Raw genomic sequence first — 15,946 nt, forward strand, 5'->3', positions numbered from 1 at the left:
ATAATCCGCACACTTAGGTGCGGATCGTTTCAGAATTGTTTCAGGCCCGAGTTATTTCAGGTTCGGAGCAATGTTGATGCAGGCCTCGCACAGGCCCGCAACAGAAGCCACCGAAGCCTCGAATTGTTTCTGTTCGGTCTTGTTGAGATCGATTTCGATGACGCGCTCCACACCACCTGCACCGATGATGACCGGGACGCCGACATACATGTCCTTGACGCCGTATTGACCGGAAAGATGGGCTGCGACGGGAAGAACGCGCTTCTTGTCCTTGAGGAAAGCTTCGGCCATCTGAATCGCCGACGACGCCGGCGCATAGAAAGCAGAGCCCGTCTTCAACAGGCCGACGATTTCGGCACCGCCATCGCGGGTGCGCTGGATGATCTGATCGAGCTTCTCCTGGCTGGTCCAACCCATCTTGACGAGATCCGGAAGCGGGATACCCGCGACGGTCGAATAGCGTGCAAGCGGCACCATGCTATCACCATGACCGCCGAGAACGAAGGCGGTGACATCCTCAACGGAGACTTTGAACTCGTCTGCAAGGAAATAACGGAAGCGCGCGCTGTCAAGAATACCGGCCATGCCGACAACCATGTTCTTCGGCAGGCCGGAGAACTTCTGCAACGCCCAGACCATGGCGTCCAGAGGATTGGTGATGCAGATCACGAAAGCGCCGGGGGCGTACTTCTTGATGCCCGCGCCAACCTGCTCCATGACCTTGAGGTTGATGCCGAGAAGATCATCGCGGCTCATGCCTGGCTTACGCGGCACTCCGGCGGTAACGATCACCACATCCGCGCCTTCGATTGCCGAATAATCATTGGCGCCGACGAGACTGGCGTCGAAATCGTCGACTGGCGACGACTGGGCGATGTCCAGTCCCTTGCCCTGCGGTATGCCTTCTGCGATGTCGAAAAGCACGATATCACCGAGCTCCTTGAGCCCGATCAGATGTGCAAGCGTTCCACCGATCATGCCTGAACCGATGAGGGCGATTTTATTACGTGCCATGCTGGTTACTTCCTTGATCTGAAGTCGTGACGGACGCCAAAGGACACATCGCAATATTAGGGCAGCCCACGGGCAAACCTTTTACCACATGTCTTTGCGCTGGGACGTTCGAATATTCCTCTTTCAAAAATAACTCAACACAAAATTTTCACCCCAATAAATTCAATCGGTTAGAATTGATGGGATTTACGTAAACGTCAACAAAGTTCGCCCTACAAAAGGTGAGGCGCGCCATTTTTAGCATGGAGAACATATCAAAATGATGAAAGAAAGGCGAGTTGGATCGCACGCAATTGATGGCTTAAACTTCTGCGGACCGTGGCGGCTCGGCTGACTCGGAACGTGCGCCCGCTTCGGCCAAATAATCCTCACTTTGCATCTCGAACAACCGCGACGCCGTGCGGTCAAATTCAAAGGCCTCGTTGCCTGACTTTGCCACATAAAGCTGGTTCGGCGACGCGGCAGCAGAGATCACTACATGCACGTGGTGATCGTAGAGGAGATCGATCAGGATGATGAATCGCTTGGCTTCATTGCGTCTCGGCAGATCGAGCACAGGCACAGCATCAATAAAGATTGTCTGATAGCGCTTGATGATCGCGGTATAGTCTGCCGCCCCGAGTGGCTTCGAGCAGAGATCGGCAAAAGTAAAGCGCGCGACGTGCCGTGCGGCCTGCGGAATGATGACCGTACGGCCTTTGACCTTGACACTATCTTGCGTGATGGTCGCGCCAGCGGTCGCGGCGTGCCAAGCGTCATCCATCAGCCGGTTCGTCTCATCGTTCAGCGGCGAAAGAAAAACCGGCATGCGGTTCAACTTCTCCAGGCGATAATCTGTGCGGGCATCGAGGTTGATGACGTCCACGTGAGTTTTCAGAATATCTACGAACGGCAGGAAAAGCTGACGGTTTAGACCGTCGCGATAAAGATTGTCGGGCGCGACATTCGACGTAGCGACGAGCACCACGCCACGCTCGAAGAGCGCGCGAAACAGGCGCGACAGGATCATTGCATCGGCAATATCGGTCACCGTGAATTCGTCGAAACACAGAACCCATGCCTGCTCCGCCAACGCATTAGCGACTGGCGGAATAGGATCTTCCTGTTTCGTTTCGCCCTTCTTGAGAGCCTGGCGGTGCGCGTTGATACGTTCATGCACATCCGCCATGAAGTCGATGAAGTGCGCCCGACGTTTGCGTTTGACCGGCACCAGTTGATGGAACATGTCCATCAACATGGTCTTGCCCCGACCGACTTCGCCATGGATGTACAGACCCTTGACGATTTCGTGCCGCGGCGCCTTTCGGCTGAAGAGCCAGCCCAGCGCACTGGATTTTGTTGCAAGCCGCTTCGTCGCCACGTCGTGGATCAAACGATCAAATCGACTGGCAAGACGCTGTTGGGATGGATCGTCGTCCAAATCTCCTGCGTGCACAAGCGCATCGTAGCGCTCACGCACAGACGGAAATACTTTCAAATTATCGTGCGACATGCGAAATGCAGTCTCCGGGTGCGCCCGTGGCGCACTCCAATTTTAGGTCGTAAGATAGCTAACGTGACAGGCTGACGTTCTGCCCGCCCGAAGTCTGGCCGTCGAACTTCGATTGGCCGGAAGAATAGAGTTTTGCCACTGTACCGCCCGCTGCATCATAAAGCGTGAGTTGCTTGCCGCTCACAGCCCAAGAAGAGAGGTTGGCAAGTTCGCCCGGGCAGCGCAGAGGACCGGCTCGGTAGCCTTGGCCGAACTTGGTCTGCGGCGTCGCGATCTTGCAGCTCTGCCCGCCCATCGAAGCATTCCAGACGCCGGCAACGCTGCTGGCAGTAAGGTCAGGAGCATTTTCAGGTGGCAGCGCAGCGACCTGCGTATTGCCCTGCGGCGCTGGAGCTGCGTTACCCGTTGTCGGGGCCGTCGGAAACTGATTGGAGCCGCCCGGCGGTGGCAGCTGGCTCTGGCTCACAGAGCCTGAGGGTGCCGGCTGCAATGGTGCAGGCGCGGTAGAGACAGGATCCATCCGCGAACTCTGGCACCCCGCCAGCGCCATGCCAACAATGGCGACGGCCAGCAAATTGACTTTCAAAGTCCCCATAACTTCAGTTCTCCATCTGCGCATTTGAACTCAGAATGCGATTCCATTCGGCGCTCGTTAACCATCAATACAATGGCGATACTGGCGAAATTTCAACCCGCACCCCAGAAAAACCGCTGTTTTTCTGACCGAACCGGGCATCAGGACCATCAAAAAATGGTAGAACTGACAATATCGCCACACCTTCCAAAGCTGCCCGCGATCAGCCATGACCGGCGGCATTAACCAATTCAATCATTTCAAGGTGAATAAAGTCTTATGCATTGCAGCAAACCATGACTGGTTGTGCGGCGTCGACGATGCGCATGAGCACGGAACACCAGCAAGACAGAGTCGCGCAGGCACTGGCATTTCTTTCCCTTTTCCGCCATATAAGCCCTCTATCGACAGATGATGGCAATTATAGGCTAGCGAAGGTATGGCGGCATACGCGCAATTTGCGAAGATGAACGGGCTTGGTAACGAAATTATCGTTGCCGATATGCGCGGGCGTGCGGACCGGATTACGGCTGATGCGGCTATCGCGCTCGACCGGGAACCGGCGACCAAGTTTGACCAGATCATGGCCATTCACTCAGCCAGAACCGAGGGCACGCAAGCCTATATCGAGATCATCAATTCCGACGGCAGCGAGGCACAGGCCTGTGGCAATGGCATGCGCTGCGTAGTGCAGGCGCTGAGCTCCGAAACCGGCAAGCGTGAATTCACTTTCGAGACTATCGCCGGAATCCTGACAGCGCACGAGCATCCAGACGGCCAGATCTCCGTCGACATGGGCAAGCCGCGCTTTGATTGGCAGGACATTCCCCTCGCGGAACCGTTTCACGACACGCGCAGGATCGAATTGCAAATTGGGCCGATCGATGCGCCGGTCTTGCATTCGCCATCGGTCGCCAATATGGGCAATCCGCATGCGATCTTTTGGGTTGACCAGGACGTGTGGACCTACGATCTCGAGCGGTTTGGGCCTCTCCTCGAAAACCATCCGATCTTTCCGGAGCGCGCCAATATCTCCATTGCGCACGTGACAAGCCGCAACGCCATTACCCTGCGTACGTGGGAACGCGGCGCTGGTTTGACCAAGGCTTGCGGTTCTGCTGCCTGCGCCGCTGGTGTTTCCGCAGCGCGCACCGGCCGTACCGAAAGAATTGTAACGGTCACCGTGCCGGGCGGACCGCTATTGATCGAATGGCTTGATAACGATCACGTGATTATGACCGGACCTGCGGAGTGGGAGTTTTCGGGATCTCTGGACCCCGCGACCGGAGCCTGGCACCGCGACGAGGTCAAATCCTCGCAGGGAGCGGCGTGATGGCTGTCGATGTCGTCACTTTCGGTTGTCGGCTCAATACCTACGAGTCGGAGGTGATGAAGCGCGAGGCCGACGCGGCGGGTCTGGGCGCGCTTGAGGATGGCGCGATCATCTTCAATACCTGCGCCGTTACCAGCGAAGCTGTGCGCCAGGCCCGGCAAGCCATCCGCAAGGCACGCCGGGATAATCCGCAAGCGCGCATTATCGTTACCGGTTGCGCCGCACAAACGGGCGCTGATGAATTTGCCGCCATGGATGAAGTCGATCTCGTTCTCGGCAACGAGGAGAAGCTGAAATCCAACTCCTATCGCATGCTGCCGGATTTCGGCGTCAACCAGTTTGAAAAGGTGCGTGTCAACGACATCATGGAGGTGCGCGAGACCGCCTCGCACATGGTCGACGCTATCGAAGGGCGTGCCCGTGCTTTTGTTCAGGTGCAGAACGGCTGCGATCACCGCTGCACATTTTGCATTATCCCCTACGGCCGGGGTAACTCCCGCTCGGTGCCGATGGGCGGCGTTGTCGAGCAGGTCAAGCGGCTCATCGGCAATGGCTACAACGAAGTGGTGCTGACCGGCGTCGACATGACCAGCTATGGACCGGATCTTCCGGGAAACTTGCGGCTGGGCAAGCTGGTGAAGACCGTACTCAAGGAAGTACCGGACTTGCAGCGGATGCGCCTTTCCTCCATCGACTCGATCGAAGCCGATGAAGACCTGATGGAAGCGCTGGCGACTGAAAAACGCATGATGCCGCATCTGCATCTATCGTTGCAGTCCGGCGACAACATGATTCTGAAGCGCATGAAGCGCCGCCATTTGCGTGAAGATTCAATCGAGTTTTGCGAGAATGTCCGTAAGATTCGCCCGGATATCGTTTTTGGTGCGGATATTATCGCCGGTTTCCCGACAGAGACCGATGAGATGTTCGAAAATTCCATCCGGATCGTCGAGGAATGTGGTTTGACGCATCTGCACGTTTTTCCGTTCAGCCCACGTGAAGGAACGCCCGCTGCACGCATACCGCAGGTTAACCGCCAGGTGGTCAAGGCACGCGCGGCAAGGCTGCGAGCTGCAGGCGATACGGCCTATCGCCACCACTTGCAAAGTCTCGTTGGCACGACGCAGAAAATTCTCATCGAACGTGAAGGCCTTGGCCGGACGGAGGGTTTCACTCTCGTTGGTGTCGATGATGGAGTGCCGGGCCATATCATCGAGCGCACGATCAATGGCCATGACAGCGACAAGCTGTTGGCTAATGATAGTAGCCGGCGCGCGGCATAATCTTAATTAGCAAAGCAGTTTTCATGGCTCTGGGTTTCATCAAGAAGATATTCTCCTTCGGCAAGAAGGAGGTCGAAGAGGTTCCGGTTGAGAAGCTCTCAGGCGAGCTCGATCAGCTACCGACGGCTGAGCAGCTCTATGAGGATACAACGGCACAAGAAGCCTTGAATGTGCCTGCCGAAACTATTCCTGCTAAAGCAGAACCAGTTGTTGAGGAACAGACCGTCGCCTTCGAAGCGACGGCGGCAGAACCTGAGTTACTTCAAGACATCGAACCTGTCATTGTCGAACAGACCGAGATTGAATCGTCGCCAGTCGATGAACTTATCGAGGCCACGGATGAGATTGAATCGCCGATGGGCGAGGCAACAATCGAGCCGGTGTCGATCCCTTCTCCCGAAGCTCCAGTCGCAGAGGTTGTAGAAGCGCCCGAACCTGCAGTTGCACCCAAGCCCTCAAAAGTAACGGTTAGCAAAACGGTTGAGGAAAAGCAGGCAGAACAACCAGCCATTGCAGAACCGGAAAAACGCCTTTCCTGGTTCGAGCGTCTGCGCAAAGGGCTGTTCCGTTCCTCCCAGCAACTCGGCGATTCCATTGGCAGCATCTTCACCCGGCGCAAGCTCGACGAAGATACGTTGCAGGACCTGGAAGACGTACTGATCCAGGCAGATCTCGGTATGGAGACCGCCATCCGCATCACTGGGGCCTTGAGCGCGACGCGCTACGGCAAGGATATCAGCACGGAGGAAGTCCGCGCCATCATGGCAGCGGAGATCGAGAAAGTACTGGGCCCGGTGGCCAAGCCGCTGGAGCTCGACCTCTCGCACAAGCCGCACGTCATTCTCGTTGTGGGGGTTAATGGCACAGGCAAGACCACGACGATCGGCAAGCTTGCCGCCAAGCTTACGGCGGGCGGCCTTAACGTCATGCTCGCCGCGGGTGACACGTTCAGGGCGGCGGCCATCGAACAGTTGCACATCTGGGGCAAACGCACCGGCGCACCTGTCGTTTCCTCCAAGCTTGGCGCCGATGCAGCGGGCCTCGCCTTCGATGCGTGGAAACAGGCGAAAGAAGCCGGAAGCGACGTTCTGATCATTGATACAGCCGGCCGTCTGCAGAACCGGGCGGAACTGATGGACGAACTCGCGAAGATCGTTCGTGTGCTCGGCAAGAACGATCCGGAAGCGCCGCATACGGTCTTGCAAACGCTCGATGCGACGACAGGGCAGAATGCCCTCAATCAGGTCGAGATTTTCAAGAACATCGCCGGCGTCAATGGCCTCGTGATGACCAAGCTTGACGGCACAGCACGTGGTGGCATCCTTGTCGCCATCTCTGCAAAACATAAACTGCCGGTCTATTTCATTGGCGTCGGCGAGCAGGTCGAAGACCTCGAACCCTTCGCCGCAAGCGATTTTGCCAAAGCCATCGCAGGAGTTGCATGATGGAACAGCCCATATTCGAACGTGATCCATCTGATCCGGCAACTAGAATCGATCCGGCGCGCAAGGAGATCAATCCGCTGCTCAAGCTGGTTCTGGAACTCGGCCCGCTGATGGTGTTCTTCTTCGCCAATGCGCGCGGCGAATGGTTGATCGAACGTTTTCCGGCCCTCTCCAATATTGGCGAGCCGATTTTCATCGCCACCGCCCTGTTCATGGCGGCAACGGCGATTGCACTTGCGGCTTCCTGGATTCTGGTGCGCAGCCTGCCGATCATGCCGCTGATCTCCGGCATTGTCGTGCTGATCTTTGGAGCGCTGACGCTATGGCTCCACAATGAAACCTTCATCAAGATGAAGCCGACCATCGTCAATGCATTGTTTGGGGTCATCCTGCTCGGCGGACTGTATTTCGGCAAATCCCTGCTCGGCTATGTTTTTGACAGTGCCTTCAAGCTGAATGCCGAGGGCTGGCGAAAGCTGACCGTGCGCTGGGGGATATTCTTCATTTTCCTCGCGGTACTGAATGAAGTTGTGTGGCGCAGCTTCTCGACCGATTTCTGGGTGGCGTTCAAGGTTTGGGGCACCATGCCGATCACGCTGCTCTTCACCTTTGCGCAGATGCCGCTCGTAATGAAATATTCTATCGAGCCTGCAGCCGAGAAAGCGTCGAGCAAAGACCAATAAGACCGCCACAATCCGGCTGAAAAGGGTCATAATTTCCGCCTGATCACGACGAAATCCCGCCGTGATCCACGCTCAAGAATCGTGGCATCCGCAACGAATCTTCAGAAGGCCCAATCCATGAAAACGGCTCTCATCGTAATGACCCTGATGGGTTGCAACTGCGATGCGAAAATCTGCGAATATATAAAGACAGCAGATGCGGGCTGGACCAGTATCGAACGATGCAGAGCCGACCAGGAGAACCAGATTCGTCAGAACACGAAGGTCGACTATCCGTTGATCACCGCGACATGTACCGTGAAATCTGCTCCTGAATCAGTGGTCGCCGGCAGGTCTTTTACGGTTCCTGAGCCCGCTGCGGACCGGCCAATAGAAACGCTTGCACTTGGTACGCCTATTGCTGCGCCGGTCACGGTCGCAACGAAAACGAAACTCGGCTATCGGATGATCACTGTCCCGCTCACCCACGCCTATGACAGCACGGCGACGGCCGCAACAAGAGCCGCAGGCTGGGTACGGCGCTATGCCATGCTGGAAAACTGAAAGGCCTAATTCGCCTTTAGCGCTGCCTCGATGGCAGGCATAAGGTCGTCGCGGATCGAGTCTTCCGTCAAAGGTCCGACATGCTTGTAGGCGACGATGCCGTCCTTGCCGACAAGGAAGGTTTCCGGCACGCCATAAACGCCCCACTCGATTGCGGCCCGGCCGTTCATGTCGGCTCCGATGGCGGCGTAGGGATTGCCGAGTTCGTCGAGAAAGCCGAGGACGTTCTCGTTTTTATCCTTGTAGTTCAACCCGGTGAGCCGAAACCGCTTGTCTTCACCCAATTGCATGAGCAGCGGGTGTTCGACACGGCAGGGCACACACCAGGACCCAAAAACATTGACGAGCGTGACCTGCCCCTTGAAGGCTGCCGGATCGAGCCCAGGAACCGGCTGGCCATCCTTTTGCAGGCCACTCACGGCCGGCAGCGATACATTGGGAGCGGGTTTGCCAATCAGCGCAGACGGAATGACCGATTCATCGCGGCCCGACGCAAGCTGGAATGCGAAAACAGCGGCTAGGGCGGCAAACAGGATAAGCGGCAGGAAGACAAAGAACAGGCTGCGCTTTCGTGGAGCCTTTTCGACTTGCTCCTGCCCCGTCACGATGCCTTATCCATCTTCGTCTCGGACCTGCGACGCACCCCGCGCGATTCCAGCTCCTGCAGCGCCTGACGCTGGCTGCGTTGATCGATGAAAATCCACCCGATCAAGGCAGCAAGGACAATGATGGCAGCGCCATAGGAGGCAAGCACGAAACCGGTATGGCTCATCATGACACTGTTCCCCGATCTGCGCTGCGGGCAGCAACGCGGCGCATCGCCGTGACGCGGCGGCGCCAGATTTCGTTGCGCATGGCCATCAGGTGCAACGTAAAAAATAGAAGCGTGAAACCGATTGCCATGACCAGCAATGGCTTAAGATAAGACGGGTCGAGGGTTGAGCCTCCCATACGCAGCACGGACGCGGGCTGATGCAGCGTGTTCCACCAGTCGACCGAAAACTTGATGATCGGAATATTGATGAAGCCGACAAGGGTGAGGATAGCCGTGGCCTTTGCCGATTTTGCCGGATCATCCATTGCGCGGGTGAGCGCGATGATCCCGAGATACATCAGAAACAGGACAAAAACGGAGGTGAGCCGCGCATCCCAGACCCACCACGTGCCCCACATCGGCTTACCCCAAAGTGAGCCGGTAATCAGCGCCAAAGCAGTGAAGACAGCCCCGATCGGCGCAGCAGCCTTGGCGGAGACATCGGCCAGCGGGTGGCGCCATACAAGTGTTCCGAGCGCCGCGACGCTCATGATCGTGTAACACATCATCGAAAGCCAGGCGAAAGGCACGTGGATGAACATGATCTTGACCGTTGAGCCCTGCTGGTAATCGTCTGGCGCGTTCATCGACATCCAGAAGCCTATGGCCAGCACCAGCACCGTAAGTCCGCCGAGCCATGGCAAAGCGGCACCTGCCACGCTCAAAAACCGCGTAGGGTTGGCCAGGTCGATCCATCGTCCGGTCTTGGATACAGCGTCACTCATCACATACTCTTAGCTTTCTGATGCCCGTTTCGCAATTCATCACACTGTCAATCGGCTGAAGACCTCAACGCTGCAGCGGCGGCTATTGGTCCCAGCACTGCAAAAAACAGCGTAATCGCAGCAAGAATAAGGAAAGGTGCCAGAAACGGTGCTGGATCTTCAACTGCGCCATAGGACGCAGACACGCCGAAAATCAGCACCGGTATCGTCAGCGGCAGGATGATCACAGAAACCAAAAGACCGCCCCGCGGCAGCGAAACCGCCACCGCAGCGCCAACAGCGCCGATCAGCGTGATCGCCGGCGTGCCGACCAGAAGGGTCAAAGCGGTCGCACCAATGGCAGCGGCCTCCATGTTCATGAAGAGCCCAAGGAGCGGTGAAGCGATAACGAGGGGCAGAACACTGACTATCCAATGCGCCAGGCATTTGACGAGGATCGTAAGTGCAAGCATGTGCCGGTCAGACGCCATGATCAAGAGATCGAGCGAGCCATCATCACGATCCGCCTGAAACAAGCGGTCGAGGCCAAGCAGGGTCGCAAGCAGCGCCCCGATCCACAACATGGCCGCACCGATGCGGGCAAGCAGCTTCAGATCGGGCCCCACGCCAAAGGGAACGACGGCAATTACCGCCAGAAAGAACAGGATTCCAACCAACGCGCCGCCACCAGCGCGCAAGCCCAGTCGAACGTCGCGAAGGAACAATGCGCCCATTACGAGGCGGCTCCCAAGGCCAATTCCTTCGATCCCTCAAGCCCCAGCGGCAAATGGGTCGCTGCAACTATAATTCCGCCGCTTGTCAGGTGTCCGCGCATAAGTCCGGTGAACTGCGTCTCAGATGCTTTGTCCAACCCGGCGGTTGGCTCATCCAGAAGCCAAACCGGCCGTTCGCTGACAAGAAGCCGGGCGATACTGACACGGCGTTTTTGTCCGGTCGAAAGATAGCCAAAAGGCAAGTGACCAATCTCACCTAGACTGACGTGTTCGAGTGCTTCGGCAATCGAATACTGACCGCGTCCGTTGAACGATTGCCAGAAATGCAGGTTTTCATCGACGCTCAGGACCGGCTTCATGGCATTGAGGTGGCCAAGATAATGAGCGGCCGCGGCGAGCCCCTCAAACGCGGCTGGCGCACCCTCGAGCCGAAGCATTCCTTCCGCCTGGACAAGCAGACCTGCGATAATTCGAAGCAGGGTCGATTTACCTGAACCATTGGGCCCGGTCACCATAAGAGCTTCACCGGAGGAAACAGCAAAGTGAAGACCGGAAAACAACAGTTCTCCTCCCCGTTCACCACCCAAATTCTCGGCGATTAACCGCATGACCGATCCGCTTTTTGGTACTTGTGAAACGCCACGTGATTATTTCGACGCAGCACACAATTTAGACTAATTCCGGTCTGGCACAGATCAGCGAAAAACTCTATATAGCTGACAACCATGCCAGCGGTCGGCATGGAAACCATTTTGGCCGATCTCGATACGGGTTCCGTTTTTGGACCTGTTGCGGGACGGACAGCGGAAATGACTGCACCCGCACCTTAGCGCGTCCTTGAAACGCGGCAAAGGCGTTCGTCCCGGGTTTAGGCCTCAGCATAAGGACGAACGCAACAATGTCTCAGATTGACAGCTTCAAATGTCGTAAGACCCTCGCCGTGGGTGACAAGGAATACGTCTATTATAGTTTGACAGAAGCCGAAAAGAACGGCCTGGAAGGCATCTCCCAGCTTCCATTCTCGATGAAAGTTCTTCTCGAAAATCTGCTTCGTTTTGAAGACAACCGCTCGGTCTTCAAGAAAGACATCGAAGCCGTCGCAGCATGGCTCGTCGACCGCGGCAGTGCCGGTGCGGAAATCGCCTATCGTCCGGCCCGCGTCCTGATGCAGGACTTCACCGGGGTTCCGGCAGTCGTAGATCTTGCAGCGATGCGCGACGCCATGGTCAATCTCGGTGGCGATCCGGAAAAGATCAATCCGCTTGTTCCGGTTGACCTCGTCATCGATCACTCTGTTATCGTCGATGAATTCGGCAATCCCCAGGCCTTCAAGCGCAATGTGGATCTCGAATATGAACGGAACGGCGAGCGCTACCGCTTCCTGAAGTGGGGTCAGCAGGCATTCAAGAACTTCCGCGTTGTTCCGCCCGGCACCGGCATCTGCCATCAGGTCAATCTTGAATATCTCGCGCAAGGCGTCTGGACCAAGGACGAGGATGGCGTGACCGTCGCATATCCTGATACTTGCGTCGGTACTGACTCGCACACGACCATGGTCAATGGCCTCGGCGTACTCGGCTGGGGCGTTGGCGGTATCGAGGCTGAGGCATCCATGCTTGGCCAGCCCGTTTCAATGCTTCTGCCGGAAGTCATCGGCTTCCGCCTGACCGGCAAGGTCAAGGAAGGCGTGACAGCGACCGATCTCGTTCTCACTGTTGTGCAGATGCTGCGCAAGAAGGGTGTCGTCGGCAAGTTCGTCGAATTCTTCGGACCTGGCCTCGAGAGCATGACGCTTGCGGACCGTGCAACCATTGGCAATATGGGCCCCGAATACGGCGCGACCTGCGGCTTTTTCCCGATCGACCGCGAAACCATCAATTACATGCACATGTCCGGACGCGACGAGGACCGCCTCGCTCTTGTCGAGGCCTATTCGAAAGCGCAGGGCATGTGGCGCGAGCCAAACTCTGCTGATCCGGTATTCACCGACACGCTGGAACTCGATCTCGGAACCGTGGTGCCGTCCATGGCTGGGCCGAAGCGCCCGGAGGGTCGTATCGCACTTGAAGGCATAGCATCCGGCTTTCATGAATCGCTGCAGAAGGAATACAAGAAGACCACACAGCTCGACGCCCGCTATCCTGTCGAAGGCGAGGACTACGACCTGGGTCACGGCGATGTCGCCATTGCTGCTATCACATCCTGCACCAATACCTCGAACCCGAGCGTACTGATTGCGGCCGGTCTTCTTGCCCGCAATGCCGTCGCCAAGGGCCTGAAGTCGAAGCCCTGGGTCAAGACATCGCTTGCTCCGGGCTCGCAGGTTGTTGCGGCTTATCTGGAAAGCGCCGGTTTGCAGACATCACTTGACGCGCTTGGCTTCAACCTCGTCGGTTTCGGCTGCACGACCTGCATCGGCAATTCCGGCCCGCTGCTGCCGCCGATTTCCAAGACCATCAACGATAAGGGTCTGATCGCGGCGTCGGTACTTTCCGGCAATCGTAACTTCGAAGGCCGTGTATCGCCCGACGTTCAGGCAAACTATTTGGCCTCACCGCCTCTCGTCGTTGCCTATGCTATTGCCGGTACAGTTAAACTTGATCTGACCACCGAGCCGCTTGGCGAAGATCAGAACGGTAACCCGGTTTTCCTCAAGGATATCTGGCCGTCTTCACACGAGATTCAGGAGTTCATCACCAAGAACGTCACCCGCAAACTGTTTTCTGCCAAATATGCAGACGTGTTCAAGGGTGACGAAAACTGGCAGGCGGTGAAGGTTCCAGCAGGTCAGACCTATGCCTGGGACGATCAGTCGACCTATGTGCAGAACCCGCCTTACTTTGTCGGCATGGGCAAGACACCGGGCAAGGTCAACGACATCAAGGGCGCGCGCATTCTTGGTCTCTTCGGCGACAAGATTACCACCGACCATATTTCTCCGGCCGGTTCGATCAAGGCAGCCTCTCCCGCCGGACAGTATCTGACCGAGCATGGCGTCGCCCCGCTGGACTTCAACCAGTACGGCACGCGCCGCGGCAACCATGAAGTGATGATGCGCGGCACCTTCGCCAATATCCGCATCCGCAATCATATGCTCGGCGAAAACGGCCGTGAAGGTGGCTATACGATCCACTATCCCACCAAGGAGGAGATGCCGATTTACGATGCTGCCATGCAATATCGTAGCGAAAACGTTCCTCTGGTGGTCTTTGCCGGTGTCGAATATGGCAATGGCTCGTCGCGTGACTGGGCAGCCAAGGGAACCAGCCTACTTGGTGTTCGTGCCGTGATTGCCCAGTCCTTTGAGCGTATCCACCGCTCGAACCTGGTTGGCATGGGCATAGTGCCATTCGTTCTCGAAGACGGCACAAGCTGGCAATCGCTGGAGCTCAAGGGTGACGAGATCGTCTCGATTGAAGGTCTGGCCACGATCCAGCCACGCCAGAAGACATTTGCCACGGTGACTTACGCCGATGGCAGCGTCAAACAGGTGCCGCTGATCTGCCGCATCGATACGATCGACGAACTCGAATATTTGAAGAACGGTGGTATCCTGCAATACGTTCTGCGTGATCTTGCTGCCTGATTGCTCAAAAATATTGTGAAACGAATGGTCGCCGGGAAACCGGCGGCCTTCGATTTAAGGGCAAGACGAAACGTGATCGAATTCACCTCAAAGTGACTTCCTGTTGAAACGATCGGCTCCTATCAATCTTCTGACGATGAACTGACAAAAAGAACTAAGAAAACTCGGGAAGAAAATAACCACCTTGTCCCTGCGCACCCTATCCAGACGCATTATTATCAGCGCACCGTTCGTAACGGCAGTGGCTTATGTGCTGCCTGTCTGTGCGGAGGAGTCTGGCGGGAAACCAGAGGGTGTCGTCGAGCTTTATACCTCTCAAGGCTGCGGGTCATGCCCCCCTGCGGATGCGGTGCTGAAGTCGCTTGCGACGGAAGGAAAGGTTGTCGCGCTGGCCTTCCACGTGGATTATTGGGACTACCGCGGCTGGACGGACAGCCTTGCTGTACCCGAAAACACTGACCGTCAGAACGCCTATCGTACTGCTCTGGGATTGAACGGTATTTATACGCCGCAGGTGATCCTCAATGGCCGTGAGCATATGAACGGTCAGGACGGCCAGAAAATTCGCAGGCGTATCGCAGAAACGCGCAACACGCCGACCGGGCTCACCATCCCCGTATCCATCGAAAAGACCGCACGGGACCGGCTGTTGATCGACATAGGTTCAGGTCCATCCGCGACCAACCCGGTTCGGGTTCTGCTGGCCTATTTCAATCGGGAGAGCATTATCGCCATTCCCGATGGCGAGAACGTCGGACGCAAGGTCAGTTACGCCAACAGTGTGCGCGCGATGGAGACAGTCGGCATGTGGGATGGAGCGGCGCAAAAGATTGAAATCCCGTTAAGCGAGATCGCCAGCAAGAAGGCGTCCGGCTGCGCGGTGCTGCTGCAGGAGATGCTGGGTGAGGGCAAGCCAGGCCCCATTATTGGCGCCTCGATTATGGCCGCGAAACCCTAGAGCGTCAGCCGATAGATAGGACACGTTCTAACCACATAGAAAAACAGGCCGGATAAATCCGGCCTGAGTATTGGGGCATGTTGCTTAGGGAGACTTATCGGCTCAATCCGGGCAACCCGTTGGGCGGGGGGCTTGGGGTATCGAGCTGCTTCAGAACGAACCGGTCTCGGACAACATACCATTGATGTTGGGTGTCGAATCCGGCGGCAATGCGAACAGATAATGGCGAGAATGTGTCAGCCCATCACCATTCGATTCACAGCGTATTGCTTTGTGAGAAAGCCAACAAAACAGTTCGTAAGCCAACGATATTGAATGCTCTCATCACTCCGGACTTGTAAATTGATGCGGATCAGGCCACCTTTATGTCATCCACGTGACACAACAGTTTTCAAAGGCGGTTGATTGATGGACAGCAATGCAGGTGGCGACGAATCGCAACAGCAGGCTAAACTTATCTCCCTTACCCGTAACAACGATTTGCCCGTAACCTTCAACCGGCGCGAACTCGATCAGATCCTACGAATATATGGTTTCATGGTATCTGCCGGTGAATGGCGGGACTATGCCATCGATCATTTGATGGACAGGGCAGTCTTCTCGATCTTCCGGCGAACCAGTGAAGTACCGATGTTCCGGATAGAGAAAAACCCAAGGTTCGCGCGCAAGCAAGGCGCCTACAGCGTCATTGCCGCCAGTGGCCTCATTCTCAAGCGCGGCCAGGAACTTGATCGGGTACTCAGGATCTTCGACAAAAGCCTGAGTGTCGTACGGAGTTAGCGC

General features: G+C 56.5%; 15 protein-coding genes and 1 pseudogene. 8 read left to right on the forward strand and 8 right to left on the reverse strand.

What is annotated here, in order from left to right:
* Positions 1-51 precede the first annotated feature (51 nt).
* The 3 genes from mdh to LB462_RS09915 all read right to left on the reverse strand — a co-directional run bounded on the left by mdh (position 52) and on the right by LB462_RS09915 (position 3,101).
* On the reverse strand, positions 52-1,014 hold the full coding sequence (gene mdh, locus LB462_RS09905) for a malate dehydrogenase (protein ID WP_112525031.1): 963 nt from the start codon (positions 1,012-1,014) through the stop codon (positions 52-54).
* A gap of 301 nt (positions 1,015-1,315) precedes the next feature.
* On the reverse strand, positions 1,316-2,506 hold the full coding sequence (gene zapE / locus LB462_RS09910; protein ID WP_224507414.1) for a cell division protein ZapE: 1,191 nt from the start codon (positions 2,504-2,506) through the stop codon (positions 1,316-1,318).
* Positions 2,507-2,564: 58 nt separating this feature from the next.
* On the reverse strand, positions 2,565-3,101 hold the full coding sequence (locus tag LB462_RS09915) for a protease inhibitor Inh/omp19 family protein (RefSeq protein ID WP_224507416.1): 537 nt from the start codon (positions 3,099-3,101) through the stop codon (positions 2,565-2,567).
* 418 nt (positions 3,102-3,519) lie between these two features.
* On the opposite strand from LB462_RS09915, the gene dapF reads away from it, so the two are divergent.
* The 5 genes from dapF to LB462_RS09940 all read left to right on the forward strand — a co-directional run bounded on the left by dapF (position 3,520) and on the right by LB462_RS09940 (position 8,367).
* A complete protein-coding gene (gene dapF / locus LB462_RS09920) occupies positions 3,520-4,413 on the forward strand; it encodes a diaminopimelate epimerase (protein ID WP_224507418.1) in 894 nt (297 codons plus the stop codon).
* On the forward strand, positions 4,413-5,696 hold the full coding sequence (mtaB, locus tag LB462_RS09925) for a tRNA (N(6)-L-threonylcarbamoyladenosine(37)-C(2))-methylthiotransferase MtaB (protein ID WP_224507420.1): 1,284 nt from the start codon (positions 4,413-4,415) through the stop codon (positions 5,694-5,696). Before dapF ends, mtaB begins: the two co-directional genes overlap by 1 nt.
* A gap of 23 nt (positions 5,697-5,719) precedes the next feature.
* Positions 5,720-7,141, forward strand: a complete 1,422-nt coding sequence (gene ftsY / locus LB462_RS09930; protein ID WP_224507422.1) for a signal recognition particle-docking protein FtsY — start codon at positions 5,720-5,722, stop codon at positions 7,139-7,141.
* Positions 7,141-7,824 carry a septation protein A gene (locus LB462_RS09935; RefSeq protein ID WP_224507712.1) on the forward strand — a complete coding sequence of 228 codons (684 nt, stop codon included), beginning with the start codon at positions 7,141-7,143 and terminating at the stop codon, positions 7,822-7,824. The genes ftsY and LB462_RS09935 overlap by 1 nt, the downstream gene beginning before the upstream one ends.
* Positions 7,825-7,941: 117 nt before the next feature.
* Positions 7,942-8,367 (forward strand): hypothetical protein, encoded by a 426-nt coding sequence (locus LB462_RS09940; protein ID WP_224507424.1) that lies wholly within the window; start codon positions 7,942-7,944, stop codon positions 8,365-8,367.
* A 5-nt stretch (positions 8,368-8,372) separates the two neighbouring features.
* On the opposite strand, the gene LB462_RS09945 is transcribed toward LB462_RS09940, so the two are convergent.
* The 5 genes from LB462_RS09945 to ccmA are packed head-to-tail and all read right to left on the reverse strand — an operon-like array spanning position 8,373 to position 11,227.
* On the reverse strand, positions 8,373-8,972 hold the full coding sequence (locus tag LB462_RS09945) for a DsbE family thiol:disulfide interchange protein (protein WP_224507426.1): 600 nt from the start codon (positions 8,970-8,972) through the stop codon (positions 8,373-8,375).
* Positions 8,969-9,142, reverse strand: coding sequence for a heme exporter protein CcmD (ccmD, locus tag LB462_RS09950; RefSeq protein ID WP_224507428.1), 174 nt, complete (start codon positions 9,140-9,142; stop codon positions 8,969-8,971). The genes LB462_RS09945 and ccmD overlap by 4 nt, the downstream gene beginning before the upstream one ends.
* Entirely contained in the window at positions 9,139-9,909 is a 771-nt protein-coding gene (locus LB462_RS09955; protein ID WP_224507430.1) for a heme ABC transporter permease, read from the reverse strand. The genes ccmD and LB462_RS09955 overlap by 4 nt, the downstream gene beginning before the upstream one ends.
* 44 nt (positions 9,910-9,953) lie before the next feature.
* Positions 9,954-10,619: a heme exporter protein CcmB gene (gene ccmB / locus LB462_RS09960; protein ID WP_224507433.1), complete on the reverse strand. Its 666-nt coding sequence runs from the start codon at positions 10,617-10,619 to the stop codon at positions 9,954-9,956.
* Positions 10,619-11,227, reverse strand: a complete 609-nt coding sequence (gene ccmA / locus LB462_RS09965; protein ID WP_224507434.1) for a heme ABC exporter ATP-binding protein CcmA — start codon at positions 11,225-11,227, stop codon at positions 10,619-10,621. The genes ccmB and ccmA overlap by 1 nt, the downstream gene beginning before the upstream one ends.
* A 290-nt stretch (positions 11,228-11,517) precedes the next feature.
* On the opposite strand from ccmA, the gene acnA reads away from it, so the two are divergent.
* The 3 genes and pseudogenes from acnA to LB462_RS09980 all read left to right on the forward strand — a co-directional run.
* Positions 11,518-14,205 carry an aconitate hydratase AcnA gene (acnA, locus tag LB462_RS09970; RefSeq protein WP_224507436.1) on the forward strand — a complete coding sequence of 896 codons (2,688 nt, stop codon included), beginning with the start codon at positions 11,518-11,520 and terminating at the stop codon, positions 14,203-14,205.
* A gap of 184 nt (positions 14,206-14,389) precedes the next feature.
* Positions 14,390-15,163 carry a DUF1223 domain-containing protein gene (locus tag LB462_RS09975; RefSeq protein ID WP_224507438.1) on the forward strand — a complete coding sequence of 258 codons (774 nt, stop codon included), beginning with the start codon at positions 14,390-14,392 and terminating at the stop codon, positions 15,161-15,163.
* Between the two features lie 492 nt (positions 15,164-15,655).
* Positions 15,656-15,943, forward strand: a pseudogene (locus LB462_RS09980) (DUF2794 domain-containing protein); the annotation flags it as partial.
* Positions 15,944-15,946 lie beyond the last annotated feature (3 nt).

It is taken from the genome of Phyllobacterium chamaecytisi (assembly GCF_020164455.1).
In the GTDB taxonomy this organism is placed as follows: Bacteria; Pseudomonadota; Alphaproteobacteria; order Rhizobiales; family Rhizobiaceae; genus Phyllobacterium; species Phyllobacterium chamaecytisi.